The organism is Pseudomonas sp. GM80 (assembly GCF_000282515.1).
GTDB lineage: Bacteria > Pseudomonadota > Gammaproteobacteria > Pseudomonadales > Pseudomonadaceae > Aquipseudomonas.
In genome coordinates, this window is the sequence record NZ_AKJD01000054.1 from 48,587 (window position 1) to 66,233 (window position 17,647).

The window sequence follows — 17,647 nt, forward strand, 5'->3', positions numbered from 1 at the left end:
AGTGCTCGTTGGTGTCACTGTCCGCAGCTCAAGGGTATGCTTTCGCGTGAAAATTCTAGTTACCGGCGGCGCCGGGTTCATCGGCTCGGCAGTCATTCGCCACATCATTTCCAACACCGCCGATTCTGTCGTCAATGTCGACAAGCTGACTTACGCCGGTAACCTGGAGTCTTTGGCTGAAGTCAGCCAGGACTCGCGATACGCATTCGAACGCGTTGATATCTGTGATCGCGATCAAATCGACCGCGTCCTGCGAGAGCATCAGCCGGATGCGATCATGCATCTTGCTGCAGAGTCGCACGTTGATCGTTCGATTTCGGGGCCTTCCGAATTCATTCAAACCAACATCATCGGCACTTACACGTTGCTCGAGGCGGCTCGTCATTACTGGGCTGCGCTTGATGATGCACGTAAAGCCAACTTTCGCTTCCATCACATTTCCACTGACGAAGTGTATGGCGACCTGGAAGGCCCGGAAGACCTGTTCACTGAAACCACGCCCTACCAGCCAAGCTCGCCATACTCGGCCAGCAAAGCCAGTTCCGATCATCTCGTGCGCGCGTGGGCTCGCACCTATGGCCTGCCGACTCTGGTCACCAACTGCTCGAACAACTACGGTCCTTGCCACTTCCCCGAGAAGTTGATCCCGCTGATCATCCTCAATGCTTTGGAAGGCAAGCCGTTGCCTGTTTATGGCAAAGGCAACCAGGTTCGTGACTGGCTCTACGTGGAAGACCATGCACGTGCGTTGTATAAAGTCGTCACCGAAGGTGTCATTGGTGAGACTTACAACATCGGTGGTCACAACGAGAAGCAGAACATTGAAGTTGTTCATACGCTTTGTGCGCTGCTTGATGAGCTTCGTCCAGACTCCGCGTATCGTCCGCACGCAAGCTTGATCACTTACGTGCAGGATCGTCCTGGTCATGACCAGCGCTACGCAATTGATGCCAGCAAGATTCAGCGGGAGTTGGGCTGGACGCCGGAAGAAACCTTCGATACCGGCATTCGCAAAACGGTTGAATGGTACCTGCAGAACACCGAGTGGGTTGCTCACGTGAAGAGCGGCAGCTACCAGCAGTGGATCGATCAGAACTACGCAGATCGTTCGAACAAAGCATGAAAATCCTACTGCTAGGCAAAAATGGCCAGGTAGGCTGGGAGTTGCAACGCTCCCTGGCACCTGTTGGCGAATTGATTGCCCTGGATCGTCATCCAGTAGGCAGCTTGAGCGGCGATTTATCCGACCTCGATGCACTTCGCGCGACGATTCGTCAGGTCAAACCCGACGTTATCGTCAATGCAGCAGCTTACACCGCTGTCGATAAGGCCGAATCCGACATCGAACTGGCTGATCGCGTCAACGGTCTCGCTACTCAGGTGATGGCGCAGGAAGCCGCAACACTGGGTGCGTGGCTGGTTCACTATTCCACCGACTATGTGTTCAGTGGTGAAGGCTTGACGCCGTGGCGGGAGACCGATGCGGTATCGCCGGTGAATCATTACGGCGCCAGCAAGCTGGCGGGCGAGCAGGCGATCGTCGCTTCGGGCTGCAAGCACCTGATCTTTCGTACCAGTTGGGTCTATGCCGCGCGTGGCAACAATTTTGCCAAGACCATGCTGCGTCTGGCCAAGGATCGCGAAACACTGGGTGTGATCGCCGATCAGATTGGCGCGCCGACCGGTGCTGAGCTGATCGCCGACGTCACCGCGCAGGCTATTGGGCAGGTCCTGCTGCGTCCGGAACTGGCTGGGCTCTATCATTTGGCCGCCGCCGGCGAAGTCTCCTGGCACGGTTATGCCAGCCATGTGATTGACTTTGCCAAGGCCAATGGTGAAGCGCTTGCCGTCACGGCGATCAATCCCATCGATACCACCGCTTACCCGACACCTGCGCGCCGTCCTTTGAATTCCCGACTGGATACTCAAAAACTGCGCGACAATTTTTCTCTACACTTGCCGGATTGGCAAAGTGGTGTAACCCGAATGCTTAGGGAAGTTCTGAATAAATGACCACGACAAATCGTAAAGGCATCATTCTCGCCGGTGGTTCGGGCACGCGCCTGCACCCGCTGACACTCGGCGTTTCCAAGCAGATGCTGCCAATCTACGACAAGCCGATGATCTTTTATCCGCTGTCGGTACTGATGCTCGCAGGAATGCGTGAAATTCTGATCATCTCCACGCCGGAAGATCTGCCATGTTTCCGCAAGCTACTGGGTGATGGCAGCCTGTACGGCGTGAAGTTGACCTATGCCGAGCAGCCAAGCCCGGACGGGCTGGCTCAGGCGTTCATCATCGGCGAAGAGTTCATCGGTAACGACCCTTGCTGTCTGATCCTGGGTGACAACATCTTTTACGGTCAGCACTTCTCCGACAACTTGCGCTCGGCCTGTGCCCGGCAGCAGGGTGCGACCGTGTTTGGCTACCATGTTTCCGATCCGGAGCGCTTTGGTGTGGTGGAGTTCGATGCATCCGGACGTGCCCTGAGCATCGAAGAAAAGCCGCTGAAGCCAAAATCCAGCTACGCGGTGACCGGTCTCTATTTCTACGACAACCAGGTCGTCGACATTGCCAAGAAGATCAAGCCTTCCGAGCGTGGCGAGCTGGAAATCACCGACGTCAACCGTGCTTACCTCGAACAGCAGACACTGAATGTCGAAATGCTGGGGCGTGGTTTCGCCTGGCTGGATACCGGCACTCACGACTCTCTGCTTGAGGCCAGCCATTTCGTACATACCATCGAACAGCGCCAGGGCCTGAAAGTCGCGTGCCTGGAAGAAATCGCCTACCACAACGGCTGGATCACTGCCGAACAGTTGGGTGTGCAAGCTGAAGCCTTGAAGAAGACCGGTTACGGCCAATACTTGCAGAAGTTGCTGGACTCGCCTTCTCACTGATTCGTAAAAACGAAGTCGTTCGAGTGAGAAAGTTTATCCAGTCCGAGCAGGAAAGTTATGCCAGTAAAACATCCCAAGGTTGCGGTTTTGCTGGCGGCCTTCAATGGAATGCAGTGGATTGAAGAGCAACTCGCCTCGATTCTTGGCCAGTCGGGTGTCGATGTAAGCGTTTATATCAGTATTGATACTTCTACCGATGGAACCGAGGCGTGGTGCGCGGCATACGCGTCTCGGCATCCCGGTGTTGTCGTGTTGCCGCCCGCCGGCTCTTTCGGAGGCGCTTCGCGGAATTTTTTCAGGCTGATCCGTGATGTAGCTATCGAGAGCTACGATTTCGTCGCATTTGCTGATCAGGATGACATCTGGTATCCGGACAAGCTTGAGCGGGCGGTGCGCGAGATTCGGTCACGCGCGGTGGATGCCTATTCGAGCAATGTCGTCGCATTCTGGCCGGACGGCCGCACCCATCTGCTTGATAAGGCGCAGCGCCAGACACCTTGGGATTTTCTGTTTGAAGCTGCTGGCCCGGGCTGCACGTATGTGCTGAGTCGCCCATTCGTCAGCGCCCTGCGCACCGCGATGCTGGCTGACTGGCAGGAATTACAGCACGTCAGCCTGCATGATTGGTATTGCTATGCGTTTGCCCGAAGTCGGGGCTTCAAATGGTTTATCGACCATCGACCGTCCATGAGTTATCGCCAGCATGAACGAAATCAGGTCGGTGCCAATACCGGTCTTAATCCACTGATTGCGCGCTACAAGACTATTCATGACGGGTGGTGGTTTTCCCAAGTCAGAAGGATCGTCCGTTTGGTCGGACTTGAAAATGATCGGTTTGTCCGACGCTGGCTGCCATTGGGGCGGTGGCAGATGCTGACCCTTTCACTGAGTGCCTGGAAGTGTCGGCGTCGAGTGCGCGACAAGATATTTTTCTTCTGTGTTTGCTGGGCTACAGCGGTAATTGGAAACAAAGCCAAATGAGCGCTTCTCGTGTTTTAGTGACAGGTGCTACCGGGTTCGTCGGTGAGGCGCTCGTATTTCGTTTGTTGCGCGATAAGGTATTTACGCCTGTCGCCGCCGTTCGTGGCGAAACGAGGTTAGCCGGTCTTTGTCCGGTAGTGGCGTTCGGGTTGGACGAAAACTCCCCGCTACCGCCTTTGGAAGATGTTGATGTAGTCGTCCATTGCGCGGCGCGCGTGCATGTCATGAATGAAGTGGCTGCAGATCCGCTCGCGGCGTTTCGACAGGTCAACGTCGAAGGCACCGCGCGACTTGCCCGTCATGCGGCGAAATCCGGAGTCAAACGCTTCATTTTCATCAGTTCGATCAAGGTCAACGGCGAGGTAACATTACCGGGTGCGCCGTTTTCTGCTGATGATGCGCCGGCGCCGGTCGATCCTTACGGAATATCCAAGCGTGAAGCGGAGGACGCATTAAGGCAGATCAGTCAGGACACAGGGATGGAAGTCGTGATTATCCGACCGCCCCTGATCTATGGCCCAGGCGTCAAAGCCAACTTTCTCAATATGATGCGTTGGCTTGAGCGCGGCATACCGCTGCCTTTTGGTGCGATCAACAATCGTCGCAGTCTGGTGGCTATCGGCAATCTCATCGATCTGATCACTGTGTGTATCAAGCATCCCGCCGCTGGCGGCCATGTGTTTCTGGTCAGTGACGCGCAAGACCTTTCTACAACGCAATTGCTTCGGCGAATGGCGGGCGCGCTGAACGTCAAGCCTCGCCTGCTGCCATTGCCGTCTTCGTTGATGACGGTGGGGGCAGCGCTGATCGGGCGTCAGGATCTGGCGCAGCGTTTGTGTGGTTCTCTGCAGGTCGATATCGGCAAAACCCAGGCCATCCTTGGGTGGTTGCCGGCTATTAGCGTGGATCAAGCATTGCGCAATACGGCAGGGCACTACCGTGCGAAGCAATGGTGAAGCTGATGATGGCTCTCGCTGCGTCGAGAACTTGGCAAACTGCCACCCCTATTTTGCTCAAAGGCCTCTTGCTACCCTATGCCCGCAACGCAAGGGGCATCAGAAACATTGGAGCCATGAGCTCATTATTATCAAGGTTAAAATCTCTCGGTCTGCGTCGGAGATAGGGAAGGCGTAATGTCACTGGGCTATCAAATGGCGCTGCTTCGTCGTTATAATTGCAAATTTTGCGCAGCTTGGAGCAGCGTGTGAGCCTGTTTCATAAGGCTTGTTCGACTGTCCAGGTTTTCGTATGTATTGAACGAACTTGCGCAGGCAAAGTTTTATCATTTCAGCAACGGAGTGCTCGGTGGTAGCCCCCCTTTCCCCGGTTGTCCAAAACAACAGTTTGGATCGCCGCTGTATAGACGATAGTCAGCAAGATTCGGTGGCGCATTTGGGATGTGTTGCGATTCTTGTCTGTACGTTCAATGGTGAGCGCTTTTTGGCTCAACAACTGGAATCCATCGCTCGTCAAACTTACCCCCACTGGTTTGTAGTGGTCTCGGACGATGGTTCATCTGACTCGACATTGGCATTGCTTCGCGAGTTCGGTGAGCGCTGGGGGCATGACAAACTATTGATTCAGCACGGCCCGGGGCGTGGTTATGCAGCCAATTTCCTCACTGTTACCTGTGATGAGTCAATTGATGCCGACTTTTATGCGTGGGCGGATCAGGACGATATCTGGCAGCAAACAAAGCTGGAAGTGGCTTTGCAGCGATTGGCGCAAGCGCCGGTCGATGTGCCCGCGCTTTACTGCGGCAGAACCGAGCTGATCGACGAGCGCGGTAATCACATTGGCCTTTCACCCTTGTTCAGCCGGCCCATGGGATTTTCCAATGCATTGGTGGAGAGCGTCGGCGGCGGCAACACGATGGTCTTCAATGATGTCGCTCGTCAGTTGTTTCAGCGAGCGGGGAGCGGGGTGGATATCGTGTCGCACGACTGGTGGGCGTACCTGCTGGTGAGCGGCAGCGGTGGAAGGATTCTTTACGATTTTTCACCGACCGTTCTTTATCGCCAGCATGACGCCAATCTGATTGGCGCGACTTCGGGGTTGCGCGCCCAGATCGGTCGTTTGCGCATGTTGTTTCGTGGTCGTTTTCGCGGCTGGAATCAAAAGAATGTTACTGCGCTGGAGTCGAATCGACTGCAGCTCAATGAAGAAAGCAGGACGAGGCTGGATTGTTTCCAGCGGGCGCGTCGCTCACGTGGCTTGTCCCGGATCATCTGGTTACGACGATCCGGAGTCTACCGGCAATCCTTATGGGGCAATCTGGGGCTGATGCTGGCGACGCTGTTCAATGGAATTTGACACTCACGTTGCTTTGGCTCCTTTCAGGAATAATTCTGTGGTCACTCAAGTAGTCATCAAACAAGAGCGTTTGCTGGGGAAGCTGGACTCCCTCGGTTTTTTTGAGGTTTGTGCACAATGCTGAATTTTTCAACATCGCCGAAGGAGATGGTAGGCGGCATCTGGCGCAACAGAGGCCTGATCCGGGCGCTGGTGCAGCGTGAAATTGTCGGGCGCTATCGCGGATCCATCATGGGCATGCTGTGGTCGCTGTTCAATCCGATCGTCATGCTGGTGATCTATACATTCGTTTTCAGCGTCGTGTTCAAAGCCAGGTGGAGCGTAGACAGTAGCTCCAAAACCGAATTTGCCCTGATGCTGTTTGCCGGGTTGATTGTGTTCAACCTGTTTTCCGAGTGCATCAACAGAGCGCCAGGACTGATCGTCGGCAACGTCAACTATGTGAAGAAAGTAGTGTTTCCGCTGGAAATTCTCCCTTGGGTAACCTTGGGTGCTGCGATGTTCCACTTCCTTGTCAGCCTGAGCGTCTGGTTGGTTGCCTACCTGATTTTTTTCGGCAAGTTGCACCTGACAATTCTGCTGCTGCCGGTGTTTCTGGCGCCGCTGCTGATTTTTGTCATAGGCCTCGTCTGGTTCCTCGCCTCGATGGGCGTATATCTGCGAGATGTCAGTCAGATCATCGGGGTATGTACCTCGGTTCTGATGTTCCTATCGCCGATTTTCTATCCCATCACCGCGCTGCCGGAACAATACCGGCACTTGCTGTTTCTGAATCCCCTGACACCCGCGATCGAAGATACGCGAGCGTTGCTTTTCCGCGGTGAACTGCCCAGCTTCATTCACCTCGGTTTCTACTATATCGCTGCAGCTCTTGTCTTCTGGCTAGGATTTGCGTGGTTCCAAAAAACGCGTAAAGGATTTGCCGATGTCCTCTAATACAGCGATTGCCGTTAACGGTCTGAGCAAGTGTTTTCATATCTACGACAAACCGAGAGATCGGCTGCTGCAAATGTTCGCGCGCGGCCGTCGGCAATACTTTCGCGAGTTCTGGGCGTTGCAGGATGTCTCCTTCACCATCAACAAGGGTGAGACGGTCGGTATTCTTGGGCGCAATGGCAGTGGTAAGTCGACGCTGCTACAGATGATTTGCGGCACGCTCAATCAGACGCATGGTGACATCCTCACGCACGGCCGTGTGGCCGCCTTGCTAGAGTTGGGTTCTGGCTTCAACCCGGAATTCAGCGGACGTGAAAACGTTTACATGAACGCTGCGGTGCTCGGTCTTACGCGTGAAGAAACCGATGCGCGGTTTTCCGAAATCGAAGCGTTTGCCGAGATTGGCGAGTTTATCGATCAGCCAGTCAAGACCTATTCCAGCGGCATGATGGTTCGCCTGGCATTTGCGGTAGCGATTAACGTTGACCCACAAATTCTGATTGTCGATGAGGCATTGTCTGTCGGCGACGAGTTGTTCCAGCGCAAGTGTTTTGCCCGCATCGAAGCGATCAAGGCCAGTGGCGCGACAATTCTGTTCGTATCGCACTCCGGCAGTGCGGTCATTGAACTGTGTACCCGCGCCATTCTTCTGGATAAAGGCGAGAAGCTTGCTGAAGGTGTGCCCAAGGTCATCGTCGGTCAGTATCAGAAGTTGCTGTATGCGCCTGCCGACAAGGTCAGTGTCATACGTGAAGAGATCAAGTCCGGTGCCCTGGAACGACGTGAACTGGAGGCCGAGGCGAAACGCTCTGCGATCGCCGTCGAGGCATCACAAGCCTCGGACAACGGGTTGGAGGAGTACTACGACCCGCATATCGTTTCCAAGAGCGTGATGTCCTATGAATCTCACGGCGTTCTGATCAGCGACCCACGCATCCTCAATACTGCCGGGCAGCAGGTCAATTGCCTCAAGCGTGGTGACACCTATCGATACACCTATCGGGCGACATTCGCGACAGGTGCCGTAGCGGTCCGTTTTGGCATGATGATCAAGACATTGGCGGGCATCGAAATCGGTGGTTCCGCAAGTGCGGCTGGCGCCCAGGACTCCATTACGTATGTCGCTGCCGAGAGTGAAGTTCAGGTCGAGTTCGCATTCGAGTGCAACCTGAACCCAGGCACCTATTTCCTCAACTGTGGGGCAGTCGGCGTCGTGGGCGAAGGTGAAACGTACCTTCACCGATTGATCGATGCATGCCTGTTCCGGGTTCTGCCGGAAACCGCGCTCACAGCGACCGGAACGGTTGATTTCAAATGTATTCCAGCTATTACCATTTCAAGCGTTGAGCATAATTAATCTTATGGATCATAAACAAATAGTCGTCGTTCTGGGCATGCACCGAAGCGGTACGAGTGCCATTACGCGTGGTTTAAAAGTCCTTGGCGTCGACCTGGGCGACAATCTGTTGCCTGCCGAATCGGGCAATAATGAAAAAGGCTTCTTTGAAGACGCAACGATCACTGCGTACAACGAAGAGTTATTGGCCGCGTTGGGCCACGCCTGGGATAGCCTGGTGCCAATCAGCCCTGAAGAGCTGAGCTTGCCGATCACCCAAAGCCATAAGATTCGTGCCATCGAGCATCTGCGTGAGAAAGTCGCTCACATCAAGTGTTTCGGCGTAAAAGACCCGCGCATGGCCAGACTGTTGCCGTTCTGGCAGGAAATCTTTGCCGAGCTGGGTCTGAAAGTCAGCTACGTTGTCGCCTTCCGTAATCCCAAGAATGTGGCTTACTCGTTGGTCAAGCGCAATGAGTTCGAAGTGGAGAAGGGCTACTTTCTCTGGCTGGAGCACATGCTGTTCAGCTTGAAGTACAGCCAGGGTGCTTCGCGGGTTTTTGTCAACTACGAGCTGATGCTTCAGGCACCTGAGCAGCAGTTGCGCCGTATTTCCGAGTCGCTGGATTTGCCATTCGATCCGCAAGGGCCGGAGTTCCAGGAATATCAGAACAAGTTTCTCCAGCACTCGCTGCAACACAACAGCTTTACGCTGGATGAGCTCAGCAAGGATGCCAGCGTTCCTGCCGATGTTCTGAGCCTGAGCCTTGTGCTTTTGCAACTGTCGCGTGATGAGCGTGCAGATGATCAAGCCGTTGTCGATACAGTCAACGAACTCTATCAAGCAATGATCGAGCGCTTGCCGGCGTATCGCCTCATGCGTCATTTCGATGTAAGCAATACGGATCTGAACGCGCAACTGAGCTTGAAAGGCAAAAGTCTTGAGGCTTTGGAAGCTGATCACAGCAAGCTTGAAACGAGCCACGCAGAGTTAAAATCTGATTATTCCAAGTTGAGCGAGCATCGACGCTGGCTTGAGACTCAATATGACTCTTTGACATCGAAGCTTTCCGAGTCAGAGGGATCGGTGCATAGTCTTGAAGCTGACTTGCGTCGTCATGCTTCCGGGCGGTTTTTGCTCAAGTCACTGGTTTCGCATATTGCCGAGCGATTCGGCTTGCGGTATCGAGGTGATAATCCCGCCGAGAGCGAGCTGTTTGATGCCGATTATTATCTGAGCACCTACGAAGACGTTCGTGCCGCAGGTGTTAATCCTTTGCAGCACTATCTGGAGCAAGGTTGGCGCGAAGGTCGTGATCCTTCGGCAGGTTTTTCCACCAAGGGGTATCTGGATCACTATCCGGATGTACGACTGCGACGTGTCAACCCGCTGATCCACTACCTTCGCCACGGATATTATGAAGGTCGCTCGATTTACGATGTCAAAGGTCGTAACTATCACCTTTCCCGTAAGGTCAGCCGCCACCGCGTTGTCGTGCAGTTGTTGAATCTGGTGTCGCAACAGCCGGAGTTACTGGGGCGCTTTGTCCGTGAAGCACGACGTGGTGGATTGCGTCATGCCTTGGCGATTGCTGCCCGCAAGCTCAAGCGCAGTCAGAAGCGACTTGCCCTGAGCCAGGTTTCCAAACAACTTGGCGATGCTGCATTGACTGAGTACGAAGTACTGAAAGTCGTGCCTTACTATCTGGACCCTTATCTCCCCGAGGCTCCAAAAACTGCTCCCGCAATGGTTGCCGTTCACCTTCATTTGAGCAGTGAGCAAATGTCCGGGGACTGGCTGGGATACCTCAAGAATATCCCTGTCGAGTTCGATTTGTATGTGTCCCGCACTGGCAGTGACAATTCCAGGTTTGACGATAAACCGCTGCGTGCTGCCGTGCATCTGTTGCGCCAATTGGTTGTTGATGTCGTCCCTGAGCACGCCGGCGCTATTGCATCGCTGATTGTCCAGTTCGGTGATCGCCTCAAGGAATACGACGTTGTCGCGCACTTGCATGACGACGCCGGCAACGACGACGGTTCGGGTGTCAAAGAGCGTCTTGATCTCCTCTGCGGCTCGCCTGCCAATGTCGGGCAGATTCTGCAATTGCTCGGTGGCGACGCTAAAGTGGTTTATCCCGTCGACATCCGAGCTGAGTCTGCGGACTACCATCAGGCTGGCTGGAGTGATGCCGGAAACGTGATTGCCACGGTTCTGGAAAAGTACACGGAAGTGGACGCCAAGAGTTTCCCTGGCGCGCAATTCCCACGTGCGGGTCTTTTCTGGGCGCGGGTCGGCACGATCAGTGATCTGTTACAACTGCCATTGCAGTTTGAGCATTTCGCAAATGCCGGCGACGCTGTTGCGCCGGACATGTTGAGCCGTACGCTGCAGCGCTTGGTGCTGGTTAATACAACAATCAGTGAAGGGCGTAATTATCAGTTGGAAGCGCCGCAGATTTCTCACGAGCCGCGCGACTACTACGAGCCGCAGGTTGATTACTCGGCCAGCATCAAACACGACACGGTCAAAGTACTGGCGTACTACCTGCCTCAGTTTCACCCAACGCCTGAAAATGACGAATGGCACGGAACCGGGTTTACCGAGTGGCACAAAGTTCGTTCGGCCAATCCGCTGTTCTTTGGGCATTATCAGCAACACGTTCCGCACGAGGACATCGGGTACTACCACCTCGACGGCCCGGCGCAGTTGCAGCAACAGGCTGAAATGATGCAAAAGTCCGGTGTTCATGGCCTGATTTTCTATCATTACTGGTTCACCGGCCGAATGATCCTTGAGAAGCCAGCGCAGATGCTGGTGGCCAATCCCGAGATCAACATGCCGTTTGCCTTTTGCTGGGCGAATGAAAACTGGACTCGCCGTTGGGATGGCAACGAGCAGGAAATTCTGCTCGGTCAGGTTTACTCGAAAGAAGATGCGCGTGGCTTCATTCGCTATCTCATTCCGTTCTTCAAAGACGAGCGCTACATCAAAGTAGACGGGCGTCCGATGCTGCATGTGTATCGTCCGTCGTCGATCGAGCATATCGAAGAATACCTGGAAGTCTGGCGCGAAGAGTGTGAGAGCGCCGGCCTGAAGGCGCCTTACATGGTGGCGACATTGACGCGTGGCGCGACGCAGCCTCAAGACCACGGGATGGATGCTGCGGTTGAGCGGGTGCTGCACGACTGGACAGCTGACGCTGTACCAGATACTCGCAACCAGTTGCGTCCGTACTGGCCTCTGGAAGGTAACGTCATTAACTACGGTGAAGTTGCCGACCATTACATGGCACAAGATCTGGGCAAGGATTTCACCCTGTTCCGGTCTTTGGTTCCGACGTGGGATAACACCGCTCGTTACGGCAACAGAGCCTATGTGCTGAACAACTTCACTACGGAAAAATTCCAGACGTGGATGGAGTTTTTGGTCGACTATTCCGAGCAAAACCTGGCGGAAGATCGTCGATATGTTGTCGTCAACGCCTGGAATGAATGGGCCGAAGGCGCACACCTTGAACCGGATACGCGCTTCGGTTACGGCTACCTCAATTCCATCGGTCGCGCGTTGTCCGGTCAGCCGTTTGCAGCGATCAGCCATTGTGTTCCTGCCACCGATTTGAAGCTCAACGTGGCTTTGACACCCGAGGCCCAGGCTCGTCTGGACGCCGAGCCGGAATCGGCTCGCAAGTTCCTTGCTTGCCTGGCCAGTTCGAGCGTGCTGCACAACTGCTCCGTCACCGCCGACAATGCCCAGCTCCAGCAGGTGTTGCAGGCGCAAGGCGTGAATACTCACGGCCACCAGCCCGCTGATGCCGAGTTCACGTTGGTGTTCAGTGACATCTGCCTGTTTCCTGCGACAGCCATCGAGTCGTTGCTGAAAATGGCGAAACGACACAAGGGCTACTCGGTGTCGGCCAGTGTGCGAAATGATCCGCTGTTCGTGCAGGGGGAGGGGACTGTCAACCTCAGCATCGATGCAAGTCAGGTGGCTTGCATGGAATTGCAACTGACGGCTCCGGCAGTCGGTTACAAAGTATGTTGTGAGGCCGCCTGTTTCCGTCTTCTGCCGGAGAGCGGCGTCCAGGGCGCAGCGCTCGATACGGTATCGACTATCGTGCGTTATCACCGTCGTGGCGACCGCGCTTCGCTGATCAATGCGCTACTGTCGTTGGTTGCCCAGTCCGGTTGCCGAGTGCTGCCGGTGCTGGCTATTCAGGACATGGATGACGAAGAAATTGCGCTACTGCAGGCGCAACTCGATCAACTGCCGTGGAGCGAGCATTGCGCGCCGCTGATTCGTCGTTACTTCTCGACAGAGCAAGCCCCGGATCTGCGTTCGCTGATGCTGAACGATGCACTGAAAGCTGTTGGCAGTGGTTATGCGGCATTTCTTGATTACGACGACATGTTGTTTCCGTGGGCTTACAGCTCACAGATCGAGCAGCTCAAGTCCAGCGGCAAGAACGCAACCTTTGCGCGGGTTTACTCCACCATGGTGGATTCGGCGACCGGTTGCATTGTCAAGCGTGACAAAATTTATGACTACGGTGAAACCTATCGCGATTTCATCGAGCATAACCATGCACCGCTGCACAGTTTCCTGTTGGATCTGGATCAGTGCGATCTGCAAGCCATCACCTACTTCGATGATATGAAGTACATGGAAGACTACTATCTGACGATGCAGTTGTTTACTCGCGACGGCACCGATTGGGCGTCGCTGCGCACGTGTGACTTTATCGGTGATTACATTCACCGAATTGGCTGCGACACGCATACGCTTGCACTGACTGACGAGCAACAGCGTCTCGACTTGCTCAGTAGTGAGTCTTATCGCATTTGCGAGGCCCGCATCAAGGCCTTGCGTGATCGTCTACTGCCCCACGTGTAGTGCAGGAGGCCCGCCAGTTCGCTGGCGGGCCTTGATCGTCTGATTGGAATAAGGTTAATCGAATGAGTAAGGATCTGGTTTTTCACGCTACTGCTGTCAGCGCCTCGGCAAGAGCCCAGGTGAAGGGGCAAAAGCCTGCAGTGATTTGGCTCACGGGATTGAGCGGCGCCGGAAAGTCGACGATTGCCAACGCACTTGAGCAGGCGCTGGTCGCCAAGGGGCGGCATACGTTCCTGCTGGATGGTGACAACTTGCGGATGGGTTTGTGCAAGGATCTTGGCTTCAAGGATGCCGATCGTGTGGAAAATATTCGCCGAGTAGCGGAAGTTTCCAAGTTGCTCGTCGACGCAGGTTTGATCGTGATTACTGCTTTTATCTCGCCTTTCCACCGCGATCGCGCCATGGCGCGCGACGTGATCGGCAGCGGCGAGTTTGTTGAGGTTTTCATCGACACATCGCTTGAAGAGTGTGAGCGACGCGATCCTAAAGGGCTTTATGGCAAAGCCCGGGCCGGAGAAATCAAGAACTTCACTGGAATTGATTCGGCCTACGAGGCACCTACGGCTGCCGATATTCGTATCAATACAGTTGAGGAAGACCTGGCGGCGTCCATTGCCCGAGTTGTGGATTACTTGGATAACAGGTTCATCCAATGAAAACGGTCGTCATCATCGGAGCCGGTTTCAGTGGAGCGGTGACCGCCGCGCAATTACTGCGGCAGGGCTCCCCGGATGTCCGCATTGTTTTGATCAATCGTTCTGGCGCAATGGCTCGCGGACTCGCTTACGGCACGAACAGCCCACTGCATCTGCTGAATGTGCCTGCGGGCAACATGAGTGCTTATGTTGATGAACCAGAGCACTTTTTGCGTTTTTGCCAAGCTCGGGATTCTGCTTACTCCGCATCCTCTTTCGTTCCACGCAAGATGTATGGCGATTATCTGGCTTCGGTTCTGGATGAGGCTGAGCGCCATGGTTTCGGCGATGTAGAGCTGGAGCGCGTGATTTCGGAAGTTGATAGCCTGAGCCCGAATGGTGCCGGCGCCATTGTAAAACTGGCCAACGGACAGCAGATCATTGCGGATCAAGTTGTTCTAGCCTTCGGTAATTTTTCTCCGCTTGACCCACCGGGATTCAACTCATCGTTGGGAGTTGAGCAATACCAGGCAGACCCATGGTCCGGCGTTGCGGGCTCATCCGGTGGATTGGATAGTCCGGTGTTGTTGGTGGGTACCGGATTGACAGCGCTCGATGTTGCATTGGGATTGTTGCAGCAAGGTCATCGTGGCCCCATTCACATGGTTTCCAGGCGCGGGCTGCAGCCCTTGCCTCACCGCGCGCAGCGTTCGGCTCTGGAAGTGCCGCTCAATATTGTTGAAAAACTCCTGCAGTTGCCTCCTACGGTAGCTGGATACATGCGGTTGATTCGCCAGGAAATTGCGACCTCACAAGTACACGGCCTGGACTGGCGTGATGCGTTGGCGTTGTTGCGCTCGATTACACCGGATTTGTGGGTTCGCCTGCCGAGTATCGAGCGTCGCCGCTTCCTGCGCCATGTTCAGCCTTATTGGGATGTTCACCGGCATCGGGTGGCGCCGGCAGCTTATCAGCGCTTCGATGAGGCTCAGGCAGCCGGGCAAATTCATTCCATGGCCGGTCGTATAAAGAGTGTCACTCGCCATACCGGTAGCCTGACAGTTGAGCTTCAGCTACGGGCTACAGGGCGTTTGGAAGAAATCAGCGTCGGCCGGGTTATAAACTGTACGGGCCCCAATACAAATTTGAGTCGTGTGAATGATACGTTGATCACTCAACTCAGAGTGGATGGACTGGTAAAGCTCGATCCTCTCGGGCTTGGGCTAAGCGTTGACGATCAACTATCGGTCATCAATGCCAACGGCAATGCTGTTCCCTGGTTGCATTACATAGGACCGATGCTCAAAGCCGACTTTTGGGAAGCCACAGCGGTCCCGGAATTACGGCAATACGCGAAGGCGCTGGCGGTGCGACTATCCGATCAGCTTCGTTAGGCGTTGAGTCTTTCCATGAAAAAGGGCCCGAAAGGGCCCTTTTTTATGCGTGTGTCTATTTAACCGCTATCGTTTGTTCTTGATCAGTCAATTTGACCGATTCCGGGCGCTTAAGAAGTTTGGCTTTCAGTTTCAAGGCCGGTTTTTCAATAATGAACCAGCAGGCGAGGCAGATGGGAATCGACGCCAGAAGAACGAACCAGAACAGTTTGAAGCCCAAGGGAATGAGCCCCAGGAGAAAAGCCCTGACCAGGCAGTGCGTCAGATAAAGTGAATAGCTGATGTCGATCTTCAGCTCCGGAAATTTAGGGCCGGCGATAGCGAATACCAACATTGCCGCAAAAGAGAAAAAGTCGATATACAACGAACTCTGGCGAACGACTGCGTTATACGGCTCGTTGAACGAAGCGGCGATAGCGGCAAGAAATACAAGCGTGGCGAGGACAGGATTGACTTTTTGCTTGATCAGCTCTTTGTATTTGTAGGCGATATTGCCGAGGAGGAAGGATCCTGCCAACAAAGCCCACATCGTGATAAACGATTTTGGCAGATAGATCGATGCGGCAATACACAGAGCGCAGAGAACCATTGGCAGGTATTTTATTCTGTAAAGGCCGCAAGATACCGCGATAAAAAGCGCTACATAAAGCACTTCCTCATACATCAGAGACCAGACGACGGCGTTCTCCGGTGGTGTGCCGAATGGCCACAACCAGTAGAGAATAGTCCTGAACATTTCCTGGCTGTCCCAGATCAGCGCGACGGCAAAGAAAGAGACGAAGAGCAGCGGAAGAACGCGAAGTGCTCTGCTGATGAAGAAGTGGAGGGCAGGTCGCCGCTCAAGGCTGGCGAACACTACGAAGCCGCTGATTGCAATAAACGCCGGTACCGGGTTGATGAATACCGAAGACGCGATACCGGTATGAATGGCAACTACTTGAATGGCAAAAAAAGTCCGTAGCCAGTCAAAGCTATTGTACTTTTCAAATGTGTTACTACTGATGCGGGACATACTATTTCTCTGAGGGAGCGAGGTTTTTTCAGTGTTGAACCGCGTTAGCAACTGATGGCTTTCTTCAATACATCCACCACTCGCTCCTGTTGGCTTTCAGTCAAACCTACCCAGAGCGGCAATCGAATCAATCGCTCGGACTGGCGATCGGTAACCTCGAGACTGCCACTGGCTCTACCGTAACGTTTCCCGGCCGGCGACGAATGCAAAGGGACGTAGTGGAAAACCGACCAGATATCGTGGCGCTTCAGCTCTTCGAGAACTGCCTGACGGTCAATGCTCGGGGCCAGCAGCACGTAATACATATGTGCATTGTGCTCGCAGTCTGCCGGGATGATCGGCCGCCGCAAAATACCCGCAGCTTCCATTGGCTCCAACAGCTCATGATACGTCTGCCAACTGTTCAGGCGCTCCTGAGTAATGCGATCAGCCTCTTCCAGTTGCGCCCACAGGAAAGCGGCAATCAACTCGCCGGGCAGAAAAGACGAACCGACTTCCTGCCAAGTGTATTTATCGACCTCGCCACGAAAGAAGCGACTGCGATCAGTGCCCTTTTCCCGAATGATTTCAGCACGCAGCGACAACTCAGGGTCGTTGACCAGGAGTGCGCCGCCTTCACCTGAGATCACATTTTTTGTTTCGTGGAAGCTGTAAGCTCCCAGATCACCGATGCTCCCCAGCGACCGGCCTTTATAACTGGCCATCACGCCTTGCGCTGCGTCTTCGACAACCATTAACTGATGGCGTCTGGCAATGGACATGATCGTATCCATTTCACAGGCGACTCCGGCGTAGTGCACCGGCGCGATTGCCCGGGTGCGGGGTGTTATCGCCGCCTCGATCAGACGCTCATCCATATTGAGCGTGTCTTCCCGGATATCGATGAATACGGGAACTCCGCCACGTAAAACAAATGCATTTGCAGTTGAAACAAAGGTATACGACGGCATGATGATTTCATCGCCGGGCTGTATATCCAGGAGCAAGGCGGACATTTCCAGTGCCGCGGTACATGAGTGAGTCAGCAGGGCGGTGCTGCATTTTGTACGCTCTTCCAGCCAACGATGGCAGCGTTTGGTGAACGGTCCGTCACCCGCCAATCGACCATTGAAATGGGCCTCGGCGATGTAATACAGCTCTTTCCCTGTCATATGAGGCCAGTTGAACTGGATGCGATCACTCATTCTTGTTTTCTCCTTCAACAACGGATCGTTAGTGATGATCGTTGCGAGACGTCTGGTTTAAG

Annotated in this window: 13 protein-coding genes; 11 read left to right on the top strand and 2 right to left on the bottom strand. The window is 54.3% G+C overall.

The genetic code is table 11. The features are described 5' to 3' along the window. The first annotated feature begins 46 nt into the window (after positions 1–46). The 11 genes from rfbB (at position 47) to PMI37_RS08235 (ending at position 15,389) form a co-directional block, all read left to right on the top strand. Entirely contained in the window at positions 47–1,123 is a 1,077-nt protein-coding gene (gene rfbB, locus PMI37_RS08185) for a dTDP-glucose 4,6-dehydratase (protein ID WP_177323300.1), read from the top strand. Next, on the top strand, positions 1,120–2,013 hold the full coding sequence (gene rfbD / locus PMI37_RS08190; protein WP_008079790.1) for a dTDP-4-dehydrorhamnose reductase: 894 nt from the start codon (positions 1,120–1,122) through the stop codon (positions 2,011–2,013). Before rfbB ends, rfbD begins: the two co-directional genes overlap by 4 nt. After that, the gene (gene rfbA / locus PMI37_RS08195; RefSeq protein WP_008079791.1) at positions 2,010–2,900 is read left to right on the top strand and encodes a glucose-1-phosphate thymidylyltransferase RfbA; all 891 of its coding nucleotides are present in this window, start codon (positions 2,010–2,012) and stop codon (positions 2,898–2,900) included. The genes rfbD and rfbA overlap by 4 nt, the downstream gene beginning before the upstream one ends. Positions 2,901–2,957: 57 nt before the next feature. Further along, the gene (locus PMI37_RS08200; protein ID WP_008079792.1) at positions 2,958–3,881 is read left to right on the top strand and encodes a glycosyltransferase; all 924 of its coding nucleotides are present in this window, start codon (positions 2,958–2,960) and stop codon (positions 3,879–3,881) included. Continuing rightward, a complete protein-coding gene (locus PMI37_RS08205) occupies positions 3,878–4,837 on the top strand; it encodes a UDP-glucose 4-epimerase family protein (RefSeq protein WP_008079793.1) in 960 nt (319 codons plus the stop codon). Before PMI37_RS08200 ends, PMI37_RS08205 begins: the two co-directional genes overlap by 4 nt. Positions 4,838–5,186: 349 nt before the next feature. After that, positions 5,187–6,194 carry a glycosyltransferase family 2 protein gene (locus PMI37_RS08210; protein WP_008079794.1) on the top strand — a complete coding sequence of 336 codons (1,008 nt, stop codon included), beginning with the start codon at positions 5,187–5,189 and terminating at the stop codon, positions 6,192–6,194. 117 nt (positions 6,195–6,311) lie between these two features. Beyond that, positions 6,312–7,130 carry an ABC transporter permease gene (locus PMI37_RS08215; protein ID WP_008079795.1) on the top strand — a complete coding sequence of 273 codons (819 nt, stop codon included), beginning with the start codon at positions 6,312–6,314 and terminating at the stop codon, positions 7,128–7,130. Continuing rightward, the gene (locus PMI37_RS08220) at positions 7,120–8,487 is read left to right on the top strand and encodes an ABC transporter ATP-binding protein (RefSeq protein ID WP_008079796.1); all 1,368 of its coding nucleotides are present in this window, start codon (positions 7,120–7,122) and stop codon (positions 8,485–8,487) included. Before PMI37_RS08215 ends, PMI37_RS08220 begins: the two co-directional genes overlap by 11 nt. Positions 8,488–8,491: 4 nt before the next feature. Beyond that, positions 8,492–13,360, top strand: a complete 4,869-nt coding sequence (locus tag PMI37_RS30925; RefSeq protein WP_008079797.1) for a glycoside hydrolase family 99-like domain-containing protein — start codon at positions 8,492–8,494, stop codon at positions 13,358–13,360. Between the two features lie 62 nt (positions 13,361–13,422). After that, positions 13,423–14,016 carry an adenylyl-sulfate kinase gene (gene cysC / locus PMI37_RS08230; RefSeq protein WP_008079798.1) on the top strand — a complete coding sequence of 198 codons (594 nt, stop codon included), beginning with the start codon at positions 13,423–13,425 and terminating at the stop codon, positions 14,014–14,016. After that, a complete protein-coding gene (locus PMI37_RS08235) occupies positions 14,013–15,389 on the top strand; it encodes an FAD/NAD(P)-binding protein (RefSeq protein WP_008079800.1) in 1,377 nt (458 codons plus the stop codon). The genes cysC and PMI37_RS08235 overlap by 4 nt, the downstream gene beginning before the upstream one ends. A 55-nt stretch (positions 15,390–15,444) precedes the next feature. On the opposite strand, the gene PMI37_RS08240 is transcribed toward PMI37_RS08235, so the two are convergent. Together PMI37_RS08240 and rffA are read right to left on the bottom strand one after the other, a co-directional pair. After that, positions 15,445–16,401 carry an acyltransferase family protein gene (locus tag PMI37_RS08240; protein WP_008079802.1) on the bottom strand — a complete coding sequence of 319 codons (957 nt, stop codon included), beginning with the start codon at positions 16,399–16,401 and terminating at the stop codon, positions 15,445–15,447. Between the two features lie 44 nt (positions 16,402–16,445). Then, a complete protein-coding gene (gene rffA / locus PMI37_RS08245; protein ID WP_008079804.1) occupies positions 16,446–17,585 on the bottom strand; it encodes a dTDP-4-amino-4,6-dideoxygalactose transaminase in 1,140 nt (379 codons plus the stop codon). Positions 17,586–17,647 lie beyond the last annotated feature (62 nt).

What these genes read in the sequence shown, in the direction of transcription:
- rffA (WP_008079804.1), bottom strand. Translation starts at nt 17,585, where the DNA reads ATGAGTGATCGCATCCAGTTCAACTGGCCTCATATGACAGGGAAAGAG.
- PMI37_RS30925 (WP_008079797.1), top strand. Translation starts at nt 8,492, where the DNA reads ATGGATCATAAACAAATAGTCGTCGTTCTGGGCATGCACCGAAGCGGT.
- rfbA (WP_008079791.1), top strand. Translation starts at nt 2,010, where the DNA reads ATGACCACGACAAATCGTAAAGGCATCATTCTCGCCGGTGGTTCGGGC.
- PMI37_RS08220 (WP_008079796.1), top strand. Translation starts at nt 7,120, where the DNA reads ATGTCCTCTAATACAGCGATTGCCGTTAACGGTCTGAGCAAGTGTTTT.
- PMI37_RS08235 (WP_008079800.1), top strand. Translation starts at nt 14,013, where the DNA reads ATGAAAACGGTCGTCATCATCGGAGCCGGTTTCAGTGGAGCGGTGACC.
- rfbD (WP_008079790.1), top strand. Translation starts at nt 1,120, where the DNA reads ATGAAAATCCTACTGCTAGGCAAAAATGGCCAGGTAGGCTGGGAGTTG.
- PMI37_RS08240 (WP_008079802.1), bottom strand. Translation starts at nt 16,401, where the DNA reads ATGTCCCGCATCAGTAGTAACACATTTGAAAAGTACAATAGCTTTGAC.
- cysC (WP_008079798.1), top strand. Translation starts at nt 13,423, where the DNA reads ATGAGTAAGGATCTGGTTTTTCACGCTACTGCTGTCAGCGCCTCGGCA.
- PMI37_RS08200 (WP_008079792.1), top strand. Translation starts at nt 2,958, where the DNA reads ATGCCAGTAAAACATCCCAAGGTTGCGGTTTTGCTGGCGGCCTTCAAT.
- PMI37_RS08215 (WP_008079795.1), top strand. Translation starts at nt 6,312, where the DNA reads ATGCTGAATTTTTCAACATCGCCGAAGGAGATGGTAGGCGGCATCTGG.
- PMI37_RS08205 (WP_008079793.1), top strand. Translation starts at nt 3,878, where the DNA reads ATGAGCGCTTCTCGTGTTTTAGTGACAGGTGCTACCGGGTTCGTCGGT.